A 20284-nucleotide genomic window follows, 5' to 3' on the forward strand; every position below is an offset into this window, starting at 1 on the left:
TCATCTTATTGTGAAGGAAGACACCTAGCTTGGATGCCGGGTGCCGCGAAGTTGGGGCTGGCTACGGAAATGCAGGAATTGACTGGTGTATCGATGAAACGGGTTTTGGCAGCAGGTATTGCCGTTGCGGCATTGGCGCTTGGCACGCAGGCCGCCGCGCAGGAGAGCCCGACAGAGCTGAAACCGCTGGTCGTCCAATCCGGTCAGGAAAACAGCGAAGCGAGCGGCACTGCCCCTGTCAAAGGCTATGTCGCCACCAAAACGACCACCGGCTCCAAAACCGATATGCCCATCACCGAGGTACCGCAATCGGTCTCCGTTGTCGGCCGGCAGGAAATGAACGATCGCGGCGTCACCAACAAGGTCGATGAGGCGCTGCGTTACACGCCTGGCGTGACGACGCAGCCCTTCGGCAATGATGGCGATACAGACTGGTTTTATATCCGCGGCTTCGACGCCACTCAGACGGGCGTTTTCCTGAATGGGTTGACGCTCTACAGCTATGGGTTCGGCGGCTTCCAGATCGATCCCTCCATGCTTGAACGCGTCGAGGTGTTAAAGGGGCCGGCTTCGGTGATCTATGGCGGCGCCAACCCGGGCGGCATCGTCAACATGGTGCGCAAGGAGCCGACCGACGATCCCTATTATTATACCGAGATCGGCATCAACAATATCGGCAACGCCTTCCTGGGCTTCGACTTTTCCGACAAGCTCTCGGCCGATGGCGTGTATCGCTACCGCCTGACCGGCAAGATCGCGGGTGGCGATACCTATAGCGACTACACCCACGACAAGCGCGGCTTCATCATGCCGCAGCTTACCGTTTCGCCCGACGAATCCACCAAGCTCACCGTCTATGGCATGGTCAGCGGCCTTGATGAGGTTCACAGCGGCAACGGCTTCTTTCCGTATGTCGGCACGGTGGTCGATGCACCCTTCGGCAAGATCGACCGCAAGGCTTTTTATGGCGAGCCGGATATCGACAACCTGAAATATGCCCAGCAGATGCTCGGCTACGAGGTCTCGCACGAATTCGATGGCGGCTGGACCGTGTCGCAGAACGCCCGCTATGGCCATCTCTACAAGCGCGAGGAAGGCCCATATCTGAACGGTTACGAGAACGGCAATCCGCTTGATCCGTCCTATGACGATCCGGACTTCTTGCTCGACCGCATCGGCTTCTACGAGCGGTCGAAGGTCGATACCTTCTCGGTCGATACCCGCGCACAGAACGAGTTCGATACCGGCGCGGTCAGCCATAACTTCATGATCGGCTCGGACTACTCGATCTATCGGCTGGATCAAATCCAAGCCTGCTGCGGCTCCAATCCGATCAGTGCCACCCACCCGGTCTACGGCACGCCGCAGGGCACCAATTTCGTCTATCTCGATCAGGTGCTGACACAGCAGCAGCTCGGCATCTACACTCAGGATCAGATGCGCTTCGGCGGCGGCTGGCTCGTCACGCTCAACGGCCGCTATGATTTTGTCGACACCAATTCCGATGCCATCGTCGGCACCACTTATAGTTCCAACGATAAGGCGGCGAGCGGCCGGGCGGGTCTCGCCTATGAATTCGCCAACGGCATCACGCCCTATATCAGCGCCGGCACCTTCTTCAATCCGAAAGTCGGCACCAGCGTCACCGGCGGCGGCCTGGTACCCGAAGAAGGCGCGCAATATGAAGCCGGCGTCAAATATGAGCCCGAATTCATCGATGGTCTGTTCACGGCGTCCATCTTCCAGATCGACCGCAAGAATATGGCGTTGACCGATCCGGTGACTTTCCTGCAGCGGCAGATCGGCGAAGTACGCTCCCGCGGCGTCGAATTCGAAGGCAAGGTCAACCTCGACGACAATTGGAAGCTGCTCGGCTCCTATTCTTACACCGACCTCGAAATCACCAAGGACATCGATTCCTCCGTCATCGGCAATTCGCCCTATCTCGTGCCGAATTCCACGGCGTCGCTGTGGCTCGATTACGCCTTCACCAGCGATGCGCTTGACGGCCTCAGCATCGGAGCGGGCATGCGTTATCAAGGCAAGTCCTGGGCGGACGAGGCAAACACGCTGCGTGTGCCATCGGCGACACTTTTCGATTTAGGCATCCGCTACGAAAAGAAGGGCTGGGGCGCCTCGTTCAACGTCGCCAACCTCTTCGACAAGGAATACGTCTCGGGTTGCGCCGGCGAGAATGTCTGCGGCTATGGCGACGCGCGGACCATCACTTTCAAGCTCAGCAAGAAATGGTGACGTTGGATGTGCGACAGAGGAAAGAGGATTGTCGAATAGCAATCCTCTTTCCTCGCCTTAAAGGCAAGGTGCCTTTCCATTCGCATGTACGCGAACGATATCTCTCACTTTGAGGCAGCCTTCGCGGCCTCCTCGATCAGCCTTGCAACCTCATTCGGCTTCGACATAAACGCGACGTGGCTCGCCTTGACTTCATAGGTCTTGCTTCCGGCGCGTTTCGCCATGCTGCGCTCGAGCTCCGGATTGATCGATCGGTCTTCGGTTGCAACAAGCGCGAAGCTCGGCTTCTTTTTCCAAGCCGGCTCACCCGCCTCAGCACCGAATAGCTTCTGAGAGGCAAAGACCTGCGAGCGGGCGATAAAGTCGGCTTCAGCTTGCGGCAGATCGGCGGCGAATGCCTCGTGCACCGCTGCGGGATCCAAATAGAGGAAACCGTCCGCCGTTGCCCTGATGCTGTCCTTCCTCATGTTCTCGACAGGCTTGCTCTGAGCGAGCGTCGCCAGGCTTTCACCCTTGTCAGGTTCGAATGCCGCCACGTAGACGAGAGAAGCGACATTGTCGGCGTTTCCGGCATCGCTGATGACCATGCCGCCATAGCTGTGGCCGACCAAGACGCTCGGACCGTTTTGCAAATCGAGCACACGCTTGGTCGCGGCAACATCATCAGTAAGCGACGTGAGCGGCTCCTGCACGATCGTAACCTTATAGCCGTCCCTCGCCAGGATATTGGACACGGCGCGCCAGCCGGAACCATCGGCAAAAGCGCCGTGAACGATGACGATGTTCTTCACTTCGGCAGCGGTGGCAATGGACCATGGCGCTGTTGTTGTTACCGCGAGAGCCACAGCCACCCGGAACAGAATGTGCTTGATCATAAGGAAACCCCTTTGTAAGATAGATTGTGCGATATTGATTACGACGCAATCTATCTGCTGTGCCTCGCCATATGTCCAGGCGCGCCTGCCGGGAACAGGCGGCCAATTTGTCCGCCAATATGTACGGCGGGCTTCCTCATACATTGGCTCACAAATTTCCCGGCAATGGACCTTATGGGCCCCCTTTGCCGTTGCGATTGCGGCAAACCGATCGTAAGGAAGCACGCGCAGCTCCGGCGTTGAACGGCGCTTCAACCTGTGAGCTTGGGCCGGAGGCGATATGAGACGATGAAATCCCATACCCTTGCCGTATTGGTCATTGACGAGAACCGCATTCGCGCATCGATCATCGAAGCGGGATTGCGCGAGGCCGGGTATGGGAACGTTACGATCGTCCATGACATCAACGGCATTGCCCGCAGGATCAGCGAGATCAATCCGGATGTGATCGTCATCGATCTGGAAAATCCCAATCGAGACATGCTCGAAAACATGTTCCAGCTCTCCCGCGCCGTGAAGCGGCCGATCGCCATGTTCGTCGACAGATCGGACGAAGCCTCGATCGAGGCGGCCGTCGATGCCGGCGTTTCCGCCTATATCGTCGACGGGTTGAAGCAGGAGCGCGTGCGGCCGATCCTGAAGATGGCCATCAGCCGCTTCAACGCCTTCGCGCGCCTCAACCGCGAACTGGAAGAGACCCGGGGCGAGCTGGAAAACCGCAAGGTGATCGACCGCGCCAAGGGCCTGCTGATGAAATCGCGGGGCATTTCGGAAGAGGAGGCCTATGCGCTGATGCGCAAGACGGCCATGAACCAGAACCGCAAGATCATCGACATCGCGCAAAGTCTGGTAACCGCGATCGGCCTGCTCGATCCAGGAGAAAATGCATGATGGAGAAACACCAGATTGTCGCCGGGTTCCTGCCCCTTCTCGACAGCGCCCTGCTCGTCATTGCCAAGGAAAAGGGTTTCGCCGAGGCCGAGGCGATCGATCTTCAGCTCGTGCGGGAGGTCTCCTGGGCCAATATTCGCGACCGGCTCGCGGTCAGCCGCTACAATGTGGCGCACATGCTCGCCCCGATGCCGATTGCCTGCAATCTCGGACTGACCCCATTGGCTCCCCGGATGATCGTGCCGATGGCGCTCGGTCTCGGCGGAAATGCCGTGACGGTATCGTCAGCGCTTTGGGACCAAATGGCTGCCGCCGGCGCGACGGATGACCTCGATGCCGGCCGCAACGGCAAGGCCCTGCATGAGGTCGTCCTTGCCCGCGCCGAACGTCCGTTGCGTTTCGCCGTCGTCCATCCCCATTCCGGGCACAACTACGAACTGCGCTATTGGCTCGCGGCATGCGATATAAATCCCGATCGCGACGTGGAGATCATCATCCTGCCGCCACCGGAGATGGCCGATGCGCTCGGCGCGGGGCAGATCGACGGATACTGCGTCGGCGAACCGTGGAATACGGCCGGTGTCCTTAGCGGCAAAGGCCATATGGCAACGGTCAAAGCTGCCATTTGGAAGTCCAGCCCGGAAAAGGTGCTCGGCGCCAATGCCGGCTGGGCGGACGATCACCCAGAGGCGATGGCCGCTCTCCTGCGAGCCTTGTACCGCTCGGCTGTCTGGTGCTCCGATCCACAAAACCGGGAAAGCTTGGCGTCTTTCCTTTCCAAGCCCGCCTATATCGGCCGCCCCATCGATTGGCTGCTCCCTGCCCTTTCAGGCGATCTGCAGGTCGGGGGCGGGCGGATTACGAGCATCAAGGACTTCTTTGTTCCCCGTGCCAAGGCGGCCACCTTCCCGTGGAAAAGCCATGCGCTCTGGTTCTATACGCAAATGGTGCGCTGGGGACAGGTGGCTCACGACGAACACAACGAGACCATCGCCCGGAACACCTACAGGCCGGATATATACCGCTCGGCGCTGCAGGCGCTTGGCGTGCCCCTGCCCGGCGCCAGCGCCAAGGTCGAAGGCGCTCTTCGCGTGGAAACGCCGGTTGGTTCCACCGACGCCAGCCTGACGCTCGGCCCCGATGGCTTCTTCGATGGCGGCCTGTTCGATCCCGACAAGATCGATGCATATATCGATGCGCAGCGGCAGCCGAAGGCGGCTGGTTAGCCCATTTCCGGCGATATGAGCGCTAAGCAGCAGCTTTCGGGCTAAGGAGGCCCGAGGCTCAAACCTTTGCCAGGTTCGAATTTAGATGATCGGCCAGCCTTATCGCAAAGGCCAGGATCATCAATGTGGGGTTTGCGTGGCCGCTGGTCGGGAACACCGATCCGCCGGCAACATAAAGGTTGGATACGCCGTGGACCCTGCAATTCTCGTCGACGACGCCCGTCTTCGCGTCGGCCGACATGCGCGTCGTGCCAAGCGTATGCGCCATGTCGATGATGACGATGTCTTCAGGACGCCGCTCACGTGCCCAATCTTCCAGTACAGGGGCAGGCAGGCCGGCGCTCGTCAGGGCTTTGCGTGAGAGCTCGGCGATCCTGAGCAGCGTTTGACGTTCGGCATCGTTGATCCGCCAGGCGACTTTGGCCAATGGCACACCAAAACGGTCCTTCCGCGAACTGAGACTGATCCTGCTCTCCGAGTTCGGAATCTGTTCGGAGATCGCTTCGATCCTCAGACCGACCAGCTTATGGGGCACGCCCTGGTTCTGGAATTCATTGGCAACCAAATTCGGGGACATCCTGATTGCGCTGTTGACCACAATATCCTTGAGAGCCTTGGGCGTGCGACTGTCGGAAAGGACCCTCATTCCGAGTCCCTTGACGATAAGCCCGGAGCCTGCGGCAACCGAACGTAGATCGCGGCCGACATCTGGGCTGTGTCGGCGCAGCAGCCGCTTCAACGCATCCCATGGGTCGTCGGGCGCGCGCTCGGTGGCGAAATAGACAGCGGCGTTCAGCAGCTCCTCGCGCTCCTGTATTTCCGGCGTCAGCGCCAAGCCATGCATGAACATGTGCGCGCGGCCATGGTGATGAATACCGAAGAAGCCGAAGAGCTTGGTGAGCACGGCCATTTGATCGGTCGGGATTGCACCGATGCGAGCGCCCGGATGATCCATGAGATATCGCCCGACGACATCGTGGTGATTGCCAATTCCATTGAAATGCACGTCGTTGGATACGAGCAGCAGCCTGGCATTTTCAATCCCGCTCGCGGCCAGTACGCACATGCCGGCCTCGATGCGTGCGCGCTTGCCGTCCATGCTGGCGACCTCGAGGTCTGAAAAGCGCGATCCGTCCGGGCTCAGGCCGACATGCGTCACGGTCGCATCCAGAAGAACATCAATATTATCCAGCCGTTGCGCCATGAACTCACTGCCGAAGCGCATGACGTCGAGCCGGTCTACGCGCGAGCGGGCAAACTGCCAATAAAAGGAATGAAGTCCCTCCTGGTCAAAGCGGCCCGGTGGTTCCTGGGGGCTGAGATTCAGCACCTCCATTGCACGCACGATATAAGGATCAATTTGCTCGCGATCGACCGGCCAGCCGGAATGGGGCACCCAGGAGCGAGCCTTGAAGTCAATGCCACTAAAAGGTGCAGATTTTCCCGCCCAGGCATGCGTCGATCCGCCCAGCGCGCGGCAGCGAACCCCAAAGGGCTGAACCTCCTGAGACCAGAACCTGGCCTGCGGGCTGTGAAATTCGATCCGCTTGCGGCATTGCGCTTCCGATTGGGGCTGGCCGACGCTCTCGACTTCGTTGAGTGCCGAATGCTCCGAGTTTTCGAGTTCAAGCCCGCTTTCGACGATGAGTACTTTTCTGCCCGCCTTCGCACATTGGGCTGCGATTGTAAGCCCCGTGGGGCCGCCGCCCACAATTACGAGGTCCGCTGTAATAATCGAATTGTCGTCATAGTTGGACAGTTGCTCGATTTTCATCAGGGTCGGCTTTCTTTACTGCAAACAGGTAATCCGACATCAAAACGATCAGACCAGCCTTCTGCGAAATTTCGATCGATACGCAAGAAAGTGAAGGCCCCGATGCCTATATATTATGATGCGTCGGGGCCTCGCGTGGAAGATCATCTTGCGCGCCGAGATTGAAAAACTTCACAATCAGAAGCTGGCCTCTTTGACCACCCGCCAATTAGGAAGACCATAGGGTTTTGGCCAAGGATAGAGTTCCTTGTCGTTGAAGTAGACAACGGCCGTCAGGTTCGGAAATTCCGGATATCGCTTGGCGGCGTTCGCAGCCCAGTTGCTGACATAGGTGGCGTCGCCTTCATAACCGAGCTCAGCGACGGCGACAGGCTTCTTGAAGCCCTGGACCAGCCTGTATTTGGGCGTCAGCAATTGGGCAAACGTCCGGTCTGCACCGAAATGATCCTTGTCATACTGCTGCAAGCCGAACACCGAAAGACCGATGACATCGACAACGTCATCGCCGGGATAGAACTTGACGAGGCTCGGCTCGCCTTTAGGCGACCACATATATTTCGCCGATTTATCGTGCTTGCGGCAGACATTCACCATTCGCCGATAGGCGGCTATGTAGCTGCTGGGTTGCCAATGGGACCAGATGAACTGGTTGTCGGTTTCGTCCATCTCCTGCGCCCAGCGAATGGTCACATCGCTCTTCAGCGTGGCTGCAGTGTCGCAGACAGCAGCCATGTTGCGATCATACTTGCCGGCCAGAATGCCCTGGAGCAGCTCTTCGGAAGTCGATCGCCGATCGACTGCCCAAGACCACGGTTCCACGGTAATCAACAGCTTCCGCCCCCGTTTCTGGGCGTAGTCATCGGCAAGCGAGAGCGTTGCCAGATCGACATCTTCCCAAGGAAGGAAAAGATGTTCGATCTTCGAGTTCGGGTCGTCCCTGAAATCACCGTGAGGATCATATGCACCGAAGGTTGCCGAGTCCGGACCGATCTTCGGCCGCTTATCGGTAATCTGCCTTGCATGAGTCCCTTCGCCGGCCGGGATTCCGCGGGGGATGCTTGCCGCAAAGATTGTCCCAGTCGTCGCCAAGGTTGCAAATAAGGCGACCATAGCTGCTTTGGTTTTCCTGTTGCTCATTGGGTTTTCCTCCTGTCAACATCAGCAACTCTGCCTGCTATTCTTCCGTGATCTTCAAGATCTCGGATTTGATGCTTCTTCTTGCGGAAGCTCTTCATTCGACCTGTCGGCTAACCAATGTGGGTTGAATGTCAGCTTTTGGAGGTCCTGCCTTCCAAAGCCGGCGCCGGCCACCGCATATTGCGTTTCATAGAGCCTCAGGCGGCCGGTACCCCACGTCAGAGATGCCAGTCCTTCCGTTCCGCGCTCAATGGTGGCGAATCCGGGAGCTGCGATGAGGCAAAGAAGGCTCATAGCCATTGCCGGCCGATACGTTCTTGCGCGAATTCTGACGACATTCTCCCGAGCGTGCTGGATGACGATGATCAGCAGCAAAAGGGTGTAGAGCACGGAGTTGATAATCGCGAAGATGTAGAAACCCCGCGTTTCACCAGCCCGGTCGACAAGCAGAACCGGCAGCACGGAAGCAAGCGACAGAAAAGCGTAGGGCAATAGAACGCGCCAGGGCAGCGGATCCACTTCAGACGCACCTTTGGGCGTGATGCGGAAGTCGACATAGGAGTCGGTCATCCAGTCCCGAACGGCAGCGATCGTTCCAGCCACCGCCCAGGGCCAACGGGCGAAGAGGAAAAATACCCCCTCCCAGCTCAAGATCTTGGCATCGAACGGCCGGAATGAGCCGCTGGCACGCCACCGATAGGCCAGCAGCATCAACGTGATGGAGAGCGGCGCGCAGTGGGCGAAAAATTCGGGATAGGTGACTGCAACAAAGTTCTGATGGAAGGCGAGTGCCAGAATTGGCATGACGAACATCAGGCCCATGAACAGCGCAAAGAGCGGATACCACAACTGCGAAAACAGAAACTGGCATTTCAATCTCAGCGGCAGGCGCGCAACATAGGTCGGCGAATACCGCAGCAGCAACATGACAAGGCTGCGTGACCACTGGAATTCCTGGGTGACGAGATCGGCAAACGTGCGGGGGCCGTCGCCATGCGCAATCGCATCGAGCGCATGTACACCATGCCAGCCATAAGCGTTCATCACCAGCGTTGTCGAATGATCTTCCGCAAGTTCCGGCCCCAGCCCTCCAATTTCCTTGAGGGCGACCGTGCGCACGGCATAGTGCGATCCGATGCAAAGGGGAGCGAGCCCGTCATTATAGCCGGCCTGGAGGGAGCCATGCATGCTCGCTTCTGCATAAAGCCGCCCGCGTGCAGCCCAGCTTTCCGATGCGTTACGATCGCAAATGCTGGGCGCCGAGACATAACCGACCTTAGGATCGGCAAACGGGCGCAGCATCTCGACGAGATAACCGGGTTCCGGAACATGATCGGCGTCGAGCTGCACGACGAAATCATAGCGATCATAGCCGAAGTGATCATAGAAGAAGGCGAGATTGCCCTCCTTGCATCGCGTACGGCGCGGCCAACTGGTCCGGTGATAGTCGGGCCTGTTCTTTCGCGTTGAAACGAGAACGCCATGCTGCCGGCACCAGTTCAGCGTCTCCGGAGTCGGATCTTCGTCCGCGAGCCATGTATCATGCGCAAAGGATTGGTCGAGCATCGCCTGCAAGGTCGTCGCCACGACAGAGAAAGGCTCGGACGGAGCTTTGGTCACGACCATGGCGACGCGGCTGCCGGCGGGAAGCCGCAACGGTCCGTTCGGCTTCTGCGCGCGATAGAATATTGCAATGAAATAGGCCGGCAGAAGAGTGACCCAAGCCAGTATGGCGGTCACCATCGTGAAGCGCCAAAAGCCGATATAGTGCTCCGGCTTCAGCCACCAGGCCCAGAAATAGATGAGCATGCCCACCCAGATTACAGCACCGGCCAGATATTCCAGCCGATCGCGACCTTGAAGAACCCGGATTTGCAGCGGTTCGGCCGTTTCTTTAGCCTTCGTGTCGGTCGTGTTCCTCATGTCCGCGACTCCAGGCCAAAGAAGGGAGCGGCGGTCTTGATGATGGTGTCGATGTCGGAATATTCGGGCGAGAAGCCAAGCGCTTCGCGCGCGAAGGTCGGGTCGGTATAGAGAGCCGGCGGATCGCCAGCGCGTCTTGCATGCATCTCGACCGGGACTTCACGTTTGGTGATACGGCCGATGGCCCTCACAATCTCGTTGATGGACGAGCCGCAGCCGGTTCCGAGATTGACCGAAAGGTTGTCGCCGCCGTTGACTAGGTGTTCAAGTGCCAGAACATGGGCACGCGCTAAATCCGTGACGTGAATGTAGTCGCGAACGCAGGTTCCATCCTCGGTGTCATAGTCGTCGCCGAAGACGGCGAGATGGGGGATTGCCCCGCCGGCCGCGAGCAATGCTCTCGGAATGAGATGGGTCTCCGGCTCATGCCATTCGCCGAGTTCTCCGTCCGGATCGGCGCCGCAAGCATTGAAGTAGCGCAGCGCGACATATTTCAGATCATAGGCTGCCGCGTAGTCCCTCAGGATTTGCTCAGCAATGAGTTTCGTCCTGCCATATGGATTGATCGGCAGCTGCGGCGTCGTCTCTGTTATGGGGAGAGACTCCGGAACGCCATAGGTTGCGCAGCTCGACGAGAAAATGACCTTATCGATTCCGGCATGACGGCAGGCGTCCAGAAGGGATAGCGTGCCGCCGACATTGTTCCGATAGTATTTCGCGGGGTCTTCGACGGACTCTCCGACATAGGCGGATGCGGCAAAATGCACGACCGCATCCGGTTTGTATTGCAGAAGGGTCCGTGCCAGGCTGCTGGTATCAAGGATATCGCCATGCACGAACGGTCCCCAACGGACGGAGGAACGATGCCCCGTAACCAGATTGTCGAAGACGATCGGCTCGATATCTTGGGAACGGAGCAGCTTGGCCGTGTGGCTGCCGATATATCCAGCGCCGCCGGCTACCAGAACTTTTCGCTGTGCCATCACGCAGTCCCCACCCATTCATGTGCTTCTTCAGTCAGGAGACGGTCGAAATAGCAGATCGTCTTTTCCAGGCCGGTTGATAGCGGCACTAGCGGCTGCCAACCGAGCTTCTGCTGGGCAAGGCTTATGTCGGGACGGCGCTGGCGCGGGTCGTCTTTGGGCAATGGCTTGCAAATCATCTTCGACCGGGAGCCGGTGAGCCTGATCACCTGTTCGGCGAGTTCCAGAATGGTGAATTCACCCGGATTTCCGAGGTTGACAGGCCCGGTGAACGACGGGTCGGTCGCCATCAATTGCTGAAAGCCCTCGATGAGATCATCGACGAAGCAAAATGACCGCGTCTGCGAGCCATCGCCATAGATGGTGATGTCCTGGCCCTTCAGCGCCTGCACGATGAAGTTCGAGACGACACGGCCGTCGTCGGGGCGCATGTGGGGGCCGTAAGTGTTGAAGATTCGCGCAATCTTGATTTCCACGTCGTATCTTTGATGAAAATCGAAGAACAACGTCTCGGCGCTGCGCTTACCCTCGTCGTAGCAGGACCGAGGGCCAAACGGGTTCACATTGCCCCAATAATTCTCGACCTGCGGGTGCACGAGCGGGTCGCCATAGACTTCGGAGGTGGATGCCTGGAAAATGCGGGCGCCGGTACGTCCGGCCAATTCCAGCAAGTTGAGTGCACCGAAGACAGACGTCTTCATCGTGTGGATCGGATCGGCCTGGTAGTGAGGCGGCGATGCCGGGCAGGCAAGGTTGTAGATTTCATCGACCTCGATGTCGATCGGATCGATGACGTCATGCCTGATGACGCTGAAGCGGTCGAAGTTGCGGAGATGGCGGATATTGCGCTCAAGTCCGGTTGAAAAATTATCAACGCAAATGATGCTGTGCCCCAATTTAAGGAGACGCTCACAAAGATGTGACCCAAGAAAGCCCGCACCACCGGCTACAAGAATGTGCCGAGGTTGCTGCTTTGAATGGAGAACACGTATGTCACCGAGAATGGTATTAATGTCGGAGCGATCAGTTGTTGGACGCATTACTTTCATCTTCCTGACCCCATAATTTGCCTATTCTTTGCCTAATTAAAAACACTGGAAATGTGCTTTCGAGTTAGATCAAAGCGTTGTACATCGGCGTTGTTGTTGCTGTTTTTATACTTAAGGAGTCATTAACTGTCGTTAGCTGCGCATCCTGAAATTTGCCGCAGCGTCCATATTTGCAAACGCTCATACAACCGGCCGTAATTTTCGGGACAGACACCGGATCGCAGTGACCTGTTTGGGGGAGGTCTGGTCAGATCGAAGATGGATGGGCTCGGTTAAGCCGCCGTCGCGGCATTGGGGCGTAACCCCAGCCAGACGCCGGCCGCAACTGCGCTTCTATTTAATGTCCGAGGGAATTCAGCCAGTCGCCGAATGGGTTTGCGCCATCCTTCGTGTCCGCGGGTGAAACCGCGCGTGCAAGAAAGGGCGGAGCGGCGACATTTCGGGCCTCGCGAGGAGTATAACCAAATTCCTTGCTGAACGCCCGGCTGAAGTGGGCCGCAGAGGTGAACCCGGTTTCTGTGGCGATCTCCACGATCTGCTGCCGATTGACGGTGTTGCTGAGCGCGACATGCGCCGCAAAAAGGCGACGCTTTTGTATATAATGGAGAACGCCGCCGCTCGACTCGAACAACTGGTAGAGTCGGGTGCGCGAAATGCCAAGCTCCCGGCATAGCGCATCCGGCGTGAGATCTTGCGAACTCAGATTGCGCTGAACGAAACGACGTACGCGCTCCATCAGAGCCAAATTACTCTGCTGCTTCTCGGGCCCGGCATGGTCCGCCGATGACGAAATGCATGTCACCAGCATATCGTGCGTTGTTTGGACGACGCGGGGCAGGTCCGCCGCAGTCATGCTGGATAGCTTCGCCTCGACGCTGTCGAGATAATCGATCAGCAGCTTCGCATAGGTGTCGGAGAATATCGTATTGCTCTTGATCTCGTTGAACGCGGGCATGTCCAGAAACAATTCCCGCGGCAGGTAGACGGAGAGACTTTGCGCGTCAGTAGCCCTTCCCCGGAACGGATGGCCCAACGATCGCAGTTCTACCCGTCCGGGCGCGCCCTTCGACACGTTTCCGTCAACCTCTGTCCAGCTTTGGCCGGCGCGCAACAACACGATATGCCAATGGTCGATTGAATTCGATCGCAGCTTTGTTACCGAACGCGAATAGGAATGTGCCGGCACCGATTGCTGGACGACCAGCATGCCGCCAAGATTCCAGGCTGTGTGATCGGCAGGAAAGCCAGCTTCCTCCGACACACCTTCCGGTAGCCTGATATCGATCAGAGACGCCAAATACGTCTGCCAGGCCGCGAATTGATCGCCCTGCGGCAAATCGTGCGTGGAGAACCGCAGGGGTTCCAGGGCCGGCGGCAAAGGCGGATTTGTTTCTTGAATAGTATCCGACGTCCGAGGCCAACGCCGGCGCTCGACTTGGAATGTAGGGTGCGTGCTCGCCTGCCCGTCTTTTTGTCCTTCGACGGGAGCCTGCGACGAATGCCCTTTCTGAGGTGAGTCAGGCAATATTTCCTCACAACTTTCGGGAGGCCATTTGTACCACTCTAAGTGTCTATCAGCAAATGATTTAAAACCAAATCGTTAATGATGAATGACGCATATATCTATTCAATCTGACGGGGAAACTAAAATGCCCTTTTGAGCCCGAAATTTTCGCGCCAATGCCGTTCCGTCTTCTTTCAGAATCATCAACCACATCAGAATAGCCAGATCGTTGACCTGCGGCCATCGCCTTCCGTCGCAAACCCCAAGCTCAATTCAAGAACCTCGCTTTCTCTGAAGATCTCGGCATGCAGCTCATCGCGATCGGCCCAGAGATGGTCATCCGCAACAGGGCCCTCGTTTGGAGAACTGCTCTCCCTTCCCATCCATGCTTGGATGCGGCGTGGCCGCGATATCCGCTGCCGCGAAGGAATCGGCAGCTTGCAAGATCAACCGCAAGCTGCTCAAATCGACGAACAGACGGCCGGAATCTCCATTTTTACAAAGCCGCTCTGCCGTAGTTCATTCGCCGACAGACAATCAACAGACAGGAGGAAACCAATGACTGTATTCCGAACGCTGTTACTATTGGGCGTTTTTGCCGTGACCAGCACCGGTGCCTTTGCCGCCAATACCGCGCAAGATAAGATGAAAAAACCTCCAGCCATGTCAGTGCCGCTGACTGCTGAGAACGTGTTTCAGCTTTATTACAATCGTACCTGGATCTGGAAAGATGGCGCAGGCTATTTTGCTGCGAAGGCGCGCGAATTCAAGGCCTGGTCTGGGGAGGGAACAGGTTCCTATGGGGTTGGCCGTTGGTTTGTGACGGACGCGGGCAAACTATGCTTCAGGGCCACGTGGTACGCCAAAACAGGGAAAGCCTTGGCGTTGACATGTTTCAGTCATCGCAAGAAAGGCAATACCATATTCCAGAAGCGCGAGCCGGACGGAGATTGGTATGCATTCAAAACTCCGGCCAATGTCGACGATGAATACCAAAAGGTGCGGCCCGGAGATTACGCGACGGCGGGATACAACCGCATGCGGATCAAATTGTCGCAAAACAAATAGACCGAGCATTCCTGCAGGACATTGATCCTGCTTGACGAGGCCGTCTGTATTTGTGCTCCTTCAGGAGCGGAACGGACGGCTTCTCTGACTTTATCGCAGGGCGAACTTGATGCTGAGGCGGGTGAGGAAGCCATTCACCTCAGGAAGCATCTCGACGTATGTCCGAATCCGCTTGGTGTACAAATGTACGGCGCCCCGCCGAGATAAATCGGCTTTGCGGTTTTTGCCGAAACGTTTTTGCTCTTGATTGTTTTCTTTTTTGAGTCGGCGGGCTTTATAACGTTTTGATCACCCCGCTCAGCCGAGATTGATTGCGCGGCCGCCATATTCATTGGCATGGCTGCACAAACGGCGACAATCAAAGCGGGCGTTACTATCTTCAGCAATAACTTCATTCTATTGTTAGTAAACATCCCAAATCTCCCCCATAATTTGGAAGTGTTTTATCCAAGATGTATTGCAGGACGTTTAACGAATATCCTGACGAACCTTACGATTTATAGGGCAATGCTCATGTTTGGCGTCACCATGCCAAGACTGACTAAACCTGCCAAACCGAAGCAATCCCTGAAGGGGACGGTAGGTTGGCGGTGACGCCATCCAAATCACATAGATATGCTGCTGTTGTTTTCGTGTCGGCTATTGCGGAGGCGCCGCCACGCGGCTCAACTGAGGGGCTGTCTCACGCGCATTGGAATCCAGTTTGGGCTGATTGCCCACGGCCTCCACGGCTGCATCGAGGAGCTGAAAAGCGTACTCCAAGGCCGCATCAGTGTCTTCGCCGCAAAGCCCTGATTTCTTGCATCGATTTTGAAGTGCTTGCTTGATCCCCCGCCTTATCGAGGACAACGGTTCAGTTTCTGGTCCGGCGAGAAGTTGACGCAAGCAATTTGCGGCGACGATTTCCGAAACGATGAGTTTCCCCTCGATTTCACCGAGCGTTGGCATTGCAAATCGCTCTCCACCTCTTCGGCATTCCCGATCTGTTGTCAGCATCGTTTTTCCTCCCGTGGATTCGTTTTGACCTGCGTCCTCATCGAAGGCTCTCCCAATCCGCATAAAACGATGGAGCATGCCTTCTAATGGGCAGTCTTTCGTAGGCGTTTCCTAAATCAAGAACGATAGGCTGGTAATCATTGTGCCGATCCGCATGCCCGGCATCTGGCGCGGAACGGTACTGGTGTGGAGCGTGCAATTGAAGCCGCCGCCATTCTCGTCAGGCGGTAACCATCATCCAGCATCGGCACTATGATCCTTACATCGAATTTTTCCAAGGCCAGATTTTAGCTCGGCCAAGAATTCGCATCCGATGCCTTCAATCTTCATTGTTTCGCTTCAATCCGATCGACGTGCACGCAACATTTCGCATGGTGCATGATCTGATCGACGGTAGATCCGAAGACGCGATCGAGGACATCGGGCCTATGGCCCGCGACGACGATCAAATCCGCTTTGACTTCGGCTGCAATCGCCAAGATCGTATCCCCGGCACGACCGGGGCGAACATGGATAAGTGCAGGAACCGACAGTTGCTTGCAGAGCTGTGACAGCTTCTTCTCAGCCTCGTCGATAACCGAGACGGCCCAGCCGTCCGGTTCTTGACTGGTGATGGAAGGAAAACGTTCCACGACATGAACGACATGCAAGCTGCCATCGGTCTCGAGAAGCGATTGAGCCGTGCGCACCAGATGCTCTGCTCTCTCCCGTGATCCAAGGCCTACGGCGCAGACGATCGTCTTATACATATTTCACCTCAGAAGAGATCTCTGCCGCTTCCGCCGACAAGTTCGGTTCGAATCCCAGAGCATGTGCTTGTTTCAAAAATCGGTCCGCGCTCAGTATATCCACTTTGAAGCCGTTGCCTAACCGTAGGCTCAGAGGAACGCACAATTCATCCGGATCATCGATGAACTCCGGAGAGCAGCGAACTAAATATGCTCTCGCGGTTGATGATGAAACGCTCCAGCAAGAGGGGCGGCACGCCGCCTCCGAAGGGTATCATCGCGTCATCATCAACGGGACGGGCGCGGCCTCCAGCATCGAGCGCGTGGTTCCCCCAAAAATCCGCTCCCGCATTCGCGAATGTCCATAAGCACCCATGACGATCAGTTCGGCGCTGATATCCACGGCATGTTGCCGCAGGACTTCGGCGACGGTCCTGCCTCCGCCTGACAGAATATCGACTGAGACATTGACGCCGTGTCGTGCAAGGAAGGCGGCGATATCCGCGCCCGGCTCCTCGCCGTTGCCGCGGGTCGATGCGCGTGGATCAACAATGACGACATGCACGTTTTCGGCTGCCGTCAGTTGCTCCATTGCAGCGCGAACGGCCTGACTTGCCTCGTTGCGGGAATCCCAGGCAACGAGCACCACGCGCGGCTGAAGCGTGGCGACGCGCCCTCTCGGTGTAATAAGAATCGGCGCCGCCGAATGAAACAGCGCACCATCCAATACGCGCCACCGCATATCATTTTGGGCCAGGAGACCGCCGCCGACGAGCGTCAGGTCGGCGTAGCGAGCGCGTTCGCCAATTTCATTGTCGACCCATCCGTACTCCGTTAGCAGACTGTCCACATCAAACGAAATATTGCTCGATTGCAGCAGAGTTTTTGCGGTTGCCACCTGCTGGCTGAGGCTCTGCACCTCACGCTCGCGCTCTTCGGCCCATGCGGAGGAAGAGACTTCGCCGTATCCGCCGACAGGCGCTATCGCAAGCGCTGTCACCAGCACGGAAAGATGCGCCCCCGCCGCACGGCATAGCTCGATCGCCGAACGCAGATCCCCGTTGTCTTGATTGATGCCTATGATGCTCAAAACGGTTTTGGCTCGCATGGTCACACCTCATGTTTGAAGTTGTTCGATCAGCGCCATTCTAGGCCGATCTTGGCGCTCCGCCTTGATCCTGGTCAAGACCGTGACTAGCGCAGGACGCGGCGCCTCTCGCATGCCGGCTGCAATCAGCGGGCGCCGTTTGGAATACCGCCACACTTGTTACTCCCACTGGCCGCTCTCCGGTGCCAGACTATCTCACGACGAACAAGGAGCGTTAACCAGCGAATGAAATCGTGCCTCAACCACGAGCGCGGCAATTCGCCCAAGCCAGGAGATTCAAAGCCATGACTACATCAGCCGAGAATGGTCGGAATGGTGGGCAGCCTGCGATGCACGCACCACCGGTCGTGTCGTCGCAGGAATGGGAGGCGGCCCGCCAAAAATTGCTCGTGAAGGAAAAGGAGCAGACCCGCGCCCGGGACACCCTGGCCGCCGAGCGCCGGCGAATGCCGTGGATGGAAGTGAAGACGGACTACGCATTCGAGGGGCCTTCGGGCAAGGTAAGCCTGCTCGATCTCTTCGAAGGTCGGCGGCAACTGATCGTCTATCGCGCCTTCTTTGAGCCGGGCGTATTCGGCTGGCCCGACCATGCCTGCCGGGGCTGTTCCATGGTGGCCGACCAGGTCGCCCACGTTGCCCACCTGAATGCGCGCGATACCACCCTCGTTTTCGTCTCGCGTGCGCCTCAGGCGGATATCTCGCGGCTGAAGGCGCGGATGGGCTGGAAGGAGATTCCTTGGTTCACCATCACGGACAGTTTCGATACTGACTTCGGCGTCGGCGAGTGGCACGGCACGAACGTATTCTACCGTGACGGCGACCGCGTGTTCCGCACCTACTTCATCAACAACCGCGGCGATGAACAGATGGGAGGTACCTGGAACTACCTCGATATCACGCCTCTTGGTCGGCAGGAGGTCTGGGAGGATTCGCCCGAGGGCTATCCCCAGACGCCGACCTACAAATGGTGGAACTGGCACGACAGCTACGTCGCGGACGCGGCGCCCGACAAGAAGTGGGTCGAGGTGTCGGACGCCGGCGAGGCGGCGTTCCGAAACCAAGACACAAATACCAGGCCATGAGCCAAGCCTGTTCTGGTGGATCGGACAGGCGGCCACCATTGGTCTAGGAGATCCGCGATAGTGCTAATCTCTGGCGCGAATAGCTGGAACCAGCCGAAGAGAGCCGCCAAGGCGATCTTGGCTGGTTCCTGCCAGCGGCCCTAGCGGCTGTTCGATGCAACAGGACCGATTACCGGCATCACTGGAAATCGAAGACACTGAGCCCGGCGGCCATTTCATCGAGCCCGAGAGGCCGCGTCACCGGCGGCTCGGCCCTTGCAAGACAACCCTGACGCTCGCAGAGACGGCAGGCGGTGCCGATTGCGATCGGAGCCACGGCAAGAGCCTTGCCATAGACAATTTCCTCCCGAAATCCGAGATCGCAGCCAACGAGAAGCGCGGTGCGGCGAACTCTTTCGCCGAAATTGGCCTGCGGACCCTCGATCGTGCGCGATATCGTCAGAAAGCCGGTACCATCTGGCATTTCGACCGCTTCGACCAGAATCTGTCCAGGCTGTGCAAAAGCAGCATGAACATTGAGCTTGGGACAGCCGCCACCGAAGCGCGCCTGCGGAAAGCCTTGAGCCCCCACCTTGCGCAGGCGATGCCCTGCCCCGTCGATCTCCATCAGAAAAAAGGGAATGCCGGCCGCACCCGGCCGCTGCAGGGTCGTCAGGCGGCTGGCCACCTGCTCATAGGATGTGCCGAAACGGGCGCGCAGCGCGTCAATATCGTAATGCAAACGCTGCGCCGCGTTGTGGAAGGCACCGTACGGCATCATCAGCGCATGCGCGGCGTAGCGCCCCAATTCGAAGCGGGCAATGCGGTTTGCTTCCGGCGTCGACAGCGATAACAGCTCGAGCTCGGCATGAATTTCCTCGCGCAACGCCAGCAGCGAGACTTCGGTCGCAATCTCTTGCAACTGATCGAAAGGGGACAGACGCTCCGACAGAAAGAGCCGCATCGAGTGGCGGTCATAGCGCCGGCGCAGGTTCGGCATGGCGTGGACGGGCAGCGTGCGCACGGCAATGCCATGCTCGCTGCGAAGCCATGTCTTCAGCGCCGCCGCCAGGTCGTCTCCCGGCGCCAGCCTCGCATGAAAGGCCTCGGCCGCGTCTTCGATGCCGGCGAAGAAATTCGCACGATGCTCCAGCCTGTCATGCACTTCATCGAGCGGCAGGCGCGGGCCGGCCAGCGCCGGAACACGGCCCTCACGCGCGAGAAGCTCGGCCAGGTCGGACAGCCGCGCCGCCTGCTCACGATAGGCGCGGTAAAGCCTGATCATGCCATTCGCAGCATTCGGCGCCGCTTCGGCAACTTCGATCAGTTCCTGTTCTCCCGGGATTTCTCCCGCCAATAGCGGATCTGCAAAGACCTCGCGCAACTGTCCGGCGCCGCCTCCGGCCTCGCCCCGGAGTTCGTCGAGATCGACCCGATAAACCGAAGAGAGCTTCAAGAGGAGCTGTACGGTCAGCGGCCGCTGATTGCGCTCGATGAGATTGAGATAAGAAGGGGAAATCTCCAGCGCCTGCGCCATGGCCGTCTGCGTCAAACCGAGGCCATTGCGAATGCGCCGCATCCGGGGGCCGGCAAAGATCTTGCGCTCAGCCATCTGTCATTCCTTTTACAAAATTGTCCAGCCGCAAAGATTTACAGATTTGACAAATTTACCGCGCCATCTTGTCAAGCGCAAGACATCCTAACCCTT

Annotated in this window: 17 protein-coding genes; 5 read left to right on the forward strand and 12 right to left on the reverse strand. The window is 57.8% G+C overall.

The features are described from left to right. Positions 1-93: 93 nt before the first annotated feature. Entirely contained in the window at positions 94-2253 is a 2160-nt protein-coding gene (locus ACXHXG_RS26460) for a TonB-dependent siderophore receptor (RefSeq protein ID WP_457901266.1), read from the forward strand. Between the two features lie 104 nt (positions 2254-2357). Here ACXHXG_RS26460 and ACXHXG_RS26465 read toward each other — a convergent pair whose 3' ends face one another. After that, positions 2358-3128 (reverse strand): alpha/beta fold hydrolase, encoded by a 771-nt coding sequence (locus tag ACXHXG_RS26465; RefSeq protein WP_457901267.1) that lies wholly within the window; start codon positions 3126-3128, stop codon positions 2358-2360. A gap of 288 nt (positions 3129-3416) precedes the next feature. Here ACXHXG_RS26465 and ACXHXG_RS26470 point away from each other — a divergent pair, with 288 nt between their 5' ends. Together ACXHXG_RS26470 and ACXHXG_RS26475 are read left to right on the forward strand one after the other, a co-directional pair. Continuing rightward, positions 3417-4019, forward strand: coding sequence for an ANTAR domain-containing response regulator (locus ACXHXG_RS26470; protein ID WP_283051682.1), 603 nt, complete (start codon positions 3417-3419; stop codon positions 4017-4019). Continuing rightward, on the forward strand, positions 4016-5245 hold the full coding sequence (locus ACXHXG_RS26475) for a CmpA/NrtA family ABC transporter substrate-binding protein (RefSeq protein ID WP_457901268.1): 1230 nt from the start codon (positions 4016-4018) through the stop codon (positions 5243-5245). The genes ACXHXG_RS26470 and ACXHXG_RS26475 overlap by 4 nt, the downstream gene beginning before the upstream one ends. Positions 5246-5303: 58 nt before the next feature. On the opposite strand, the gene ACXHXG_RS26480 is transcribed toward ACXHXG_RS26475, so the two are convergent. From ACXHXG_RS26480 to ACXHXG_RS26505, 6 genes are all read right to left on the reverse strand, one after another. After that, a complete protein-coding gene (locus tag ACXHXG_RS26480) occupies positions 5304-7019 on the reverse strand; it encodes a GMC oxidoreductase (RefSeq protein WP_457901269.1) in 1716 nt (571 codons plus the stop codon). Positions 7020-7196: 177 nt separating this feature from the next. Then, entirely contained in the window at positions 7197-8156 is a 960-nt protein-coding gene (locus ACXHXG_RS26485) for a glycoside hydrolase family 26 protein (RefSeq protein ID WP_457901270.1), read from the reverse strand. A gap of 54 nt (positions 8157-8210) precedes the next feature. Continuing rightward, positions 8211-10079, reverse strand: coding sequence for a glycosyltransferase family 2 protein (locus ACXHXG_RS26490; RefSeq protein WP_457901271.1), 1869 nt, complete (start codon positions 10077-10079; stop codon positions 8211-8213). After that, positions 10076-11062: a UDP-glucose 4-epimerase GalE gene (gene galE / locus ACXHXG_RS26495; RefSeq protein ID WP_457901272.1), complete on the reverse strand. Its 987-nt coding sequence runs from the start codon at positions 11060-11062 to the stop codon at positions 10076-10078. Before galE ends, ACXHXG_RS26490 begins: the two co-directional genes overlap by 4 nt. Then, a complete protein-coding gene (locus ACXHXG_RS26500; protein WP_457901400.1) occupies positions 11062-12075 on the reverse strand; it encodes a UDP-glucuronic acid decarboxylase family protein in 1014 nt (337 codons plus the stop codon). Before ACXHXG_RS26500 ends, galE begins: the two co-directional genes overlap by 1 nt. 373 nt (positions 12076-12448) lie before the next feature. Continuing rightward, positions 12449-13636, reverse strand: coding sequence for a helix-turn-helix domain-containing protein (locus tag ACXHXG_RS26505; RefSeq protein ID WP_457901273.1), 1188 nt, complete (start codon positions 13634-13636; stop codon positions 12449-12451). Positions 13637-14173: 537 nt separating this feature from the next. On the opposite strand from ACXHXG_RS26505, the gene ACXHXG_RS26510 reads away from it, so the two are divergent. After that, positions 14174-14683, forward strand: coding sequence for a DUF995 domain-containing protein (locus tag ACXHXG_RS26510; RefSeq protein ID WP_457901274.1), 510 nt, complete (start codon positions 14174-14176; stop codon positions 14681-14683). A 134-nt stretch (positions 14684-14817) separates the two neighbouring features. Here the strand turns inward: ACXHXG_RS26510 and ACXHXG_RS26515 are convergent, their stop codons facing one another. From ACXHXG_RS26515 to ACXHXG_RS26530, 4 genes are all read right to left on the reverse strand, one after another. Next, the gene (locus ACXHXG_RS26515; protein WP_457901275.1) at positions 14818-15096 is read right to left on the reverse strand and encodes a hypothetical protein; all 279 of its coding nucleotides are present in this window, start codon (positions 15094-15096) and stop codon (positions 14818-14820) included. Between the two features lie 226 nt (positions 15097-15322). Further along, positions 15323-15679 carry a hypothetical protein gene (locus ACXHXG_RS26520; protein ID WP_260304166.1) on the reverse strand — a complete coding sequence of 119 codons (357 nt, stop codon included), beginning with the start codon at positions 15677-15679 and terminating at the stop codon, positions 15323-15325. Positions 15680-16005: 326 nt separating this feature from the next. Beyond that, a complete protein-coding gene (locus ACXHXG_RS26525) occupies positions 16006-16428 on the reverse strand; it encodes a universal stress protein (RefSeq protein ID WP_260304167.1) in 423 nt (140 codons plus the stop codon). A 253-nt stretch (positions 16429-16681) separates the two neighbouring features. Then, on the reverse strand, positions 16682-17515 hold the full coding sequence (locus ACXHXG_RS26530; RefSeq protein ID WP_285169275.1) for a universal stress protein: 834 nt from the start codon (positions 17513-17515) through the stop codon (positions 16682-16684). A 284-nt stretch (positions 17516-17799) separates the two neighbouring features. On the opposite strand from ACXHXG_RS26530, the gene ACXHXG_RS26535 reads away from it, so the two are divergent. Further along, a complete protein-coding gene (locus ACXHXG_RS26535) occupies positions 17800-18597 on the forward strand; it encodes a DUF899 domain-containing protein (protein WP_285169276.1) in 798 nt (265 codons plus the stop codon). Positions 18598-18775: 178 nt separating this feature from the next. Here the strand turns inward: ACXHXG_RS26535 and ACXHXG_RS26540 are convergent, their stop codons facing one another. Then, positions 18776-20188 (reverse strand): helix-turn-helix domain-containing protein, encoded by a 1413-nt coding sequence (locus ACXHXG_RS26540; RefSeq protein ID WP_457901276.1) that lies wholly within the window; start codon positions 20186-20188, stop codon positions 18776-18778. Positions 20189-20284: the final 96 nt, after the last annotated feature.

The sequence above is a fragment of the Rhizobium sp. LEGMi-198b genome (assembly GCF_054114205.1).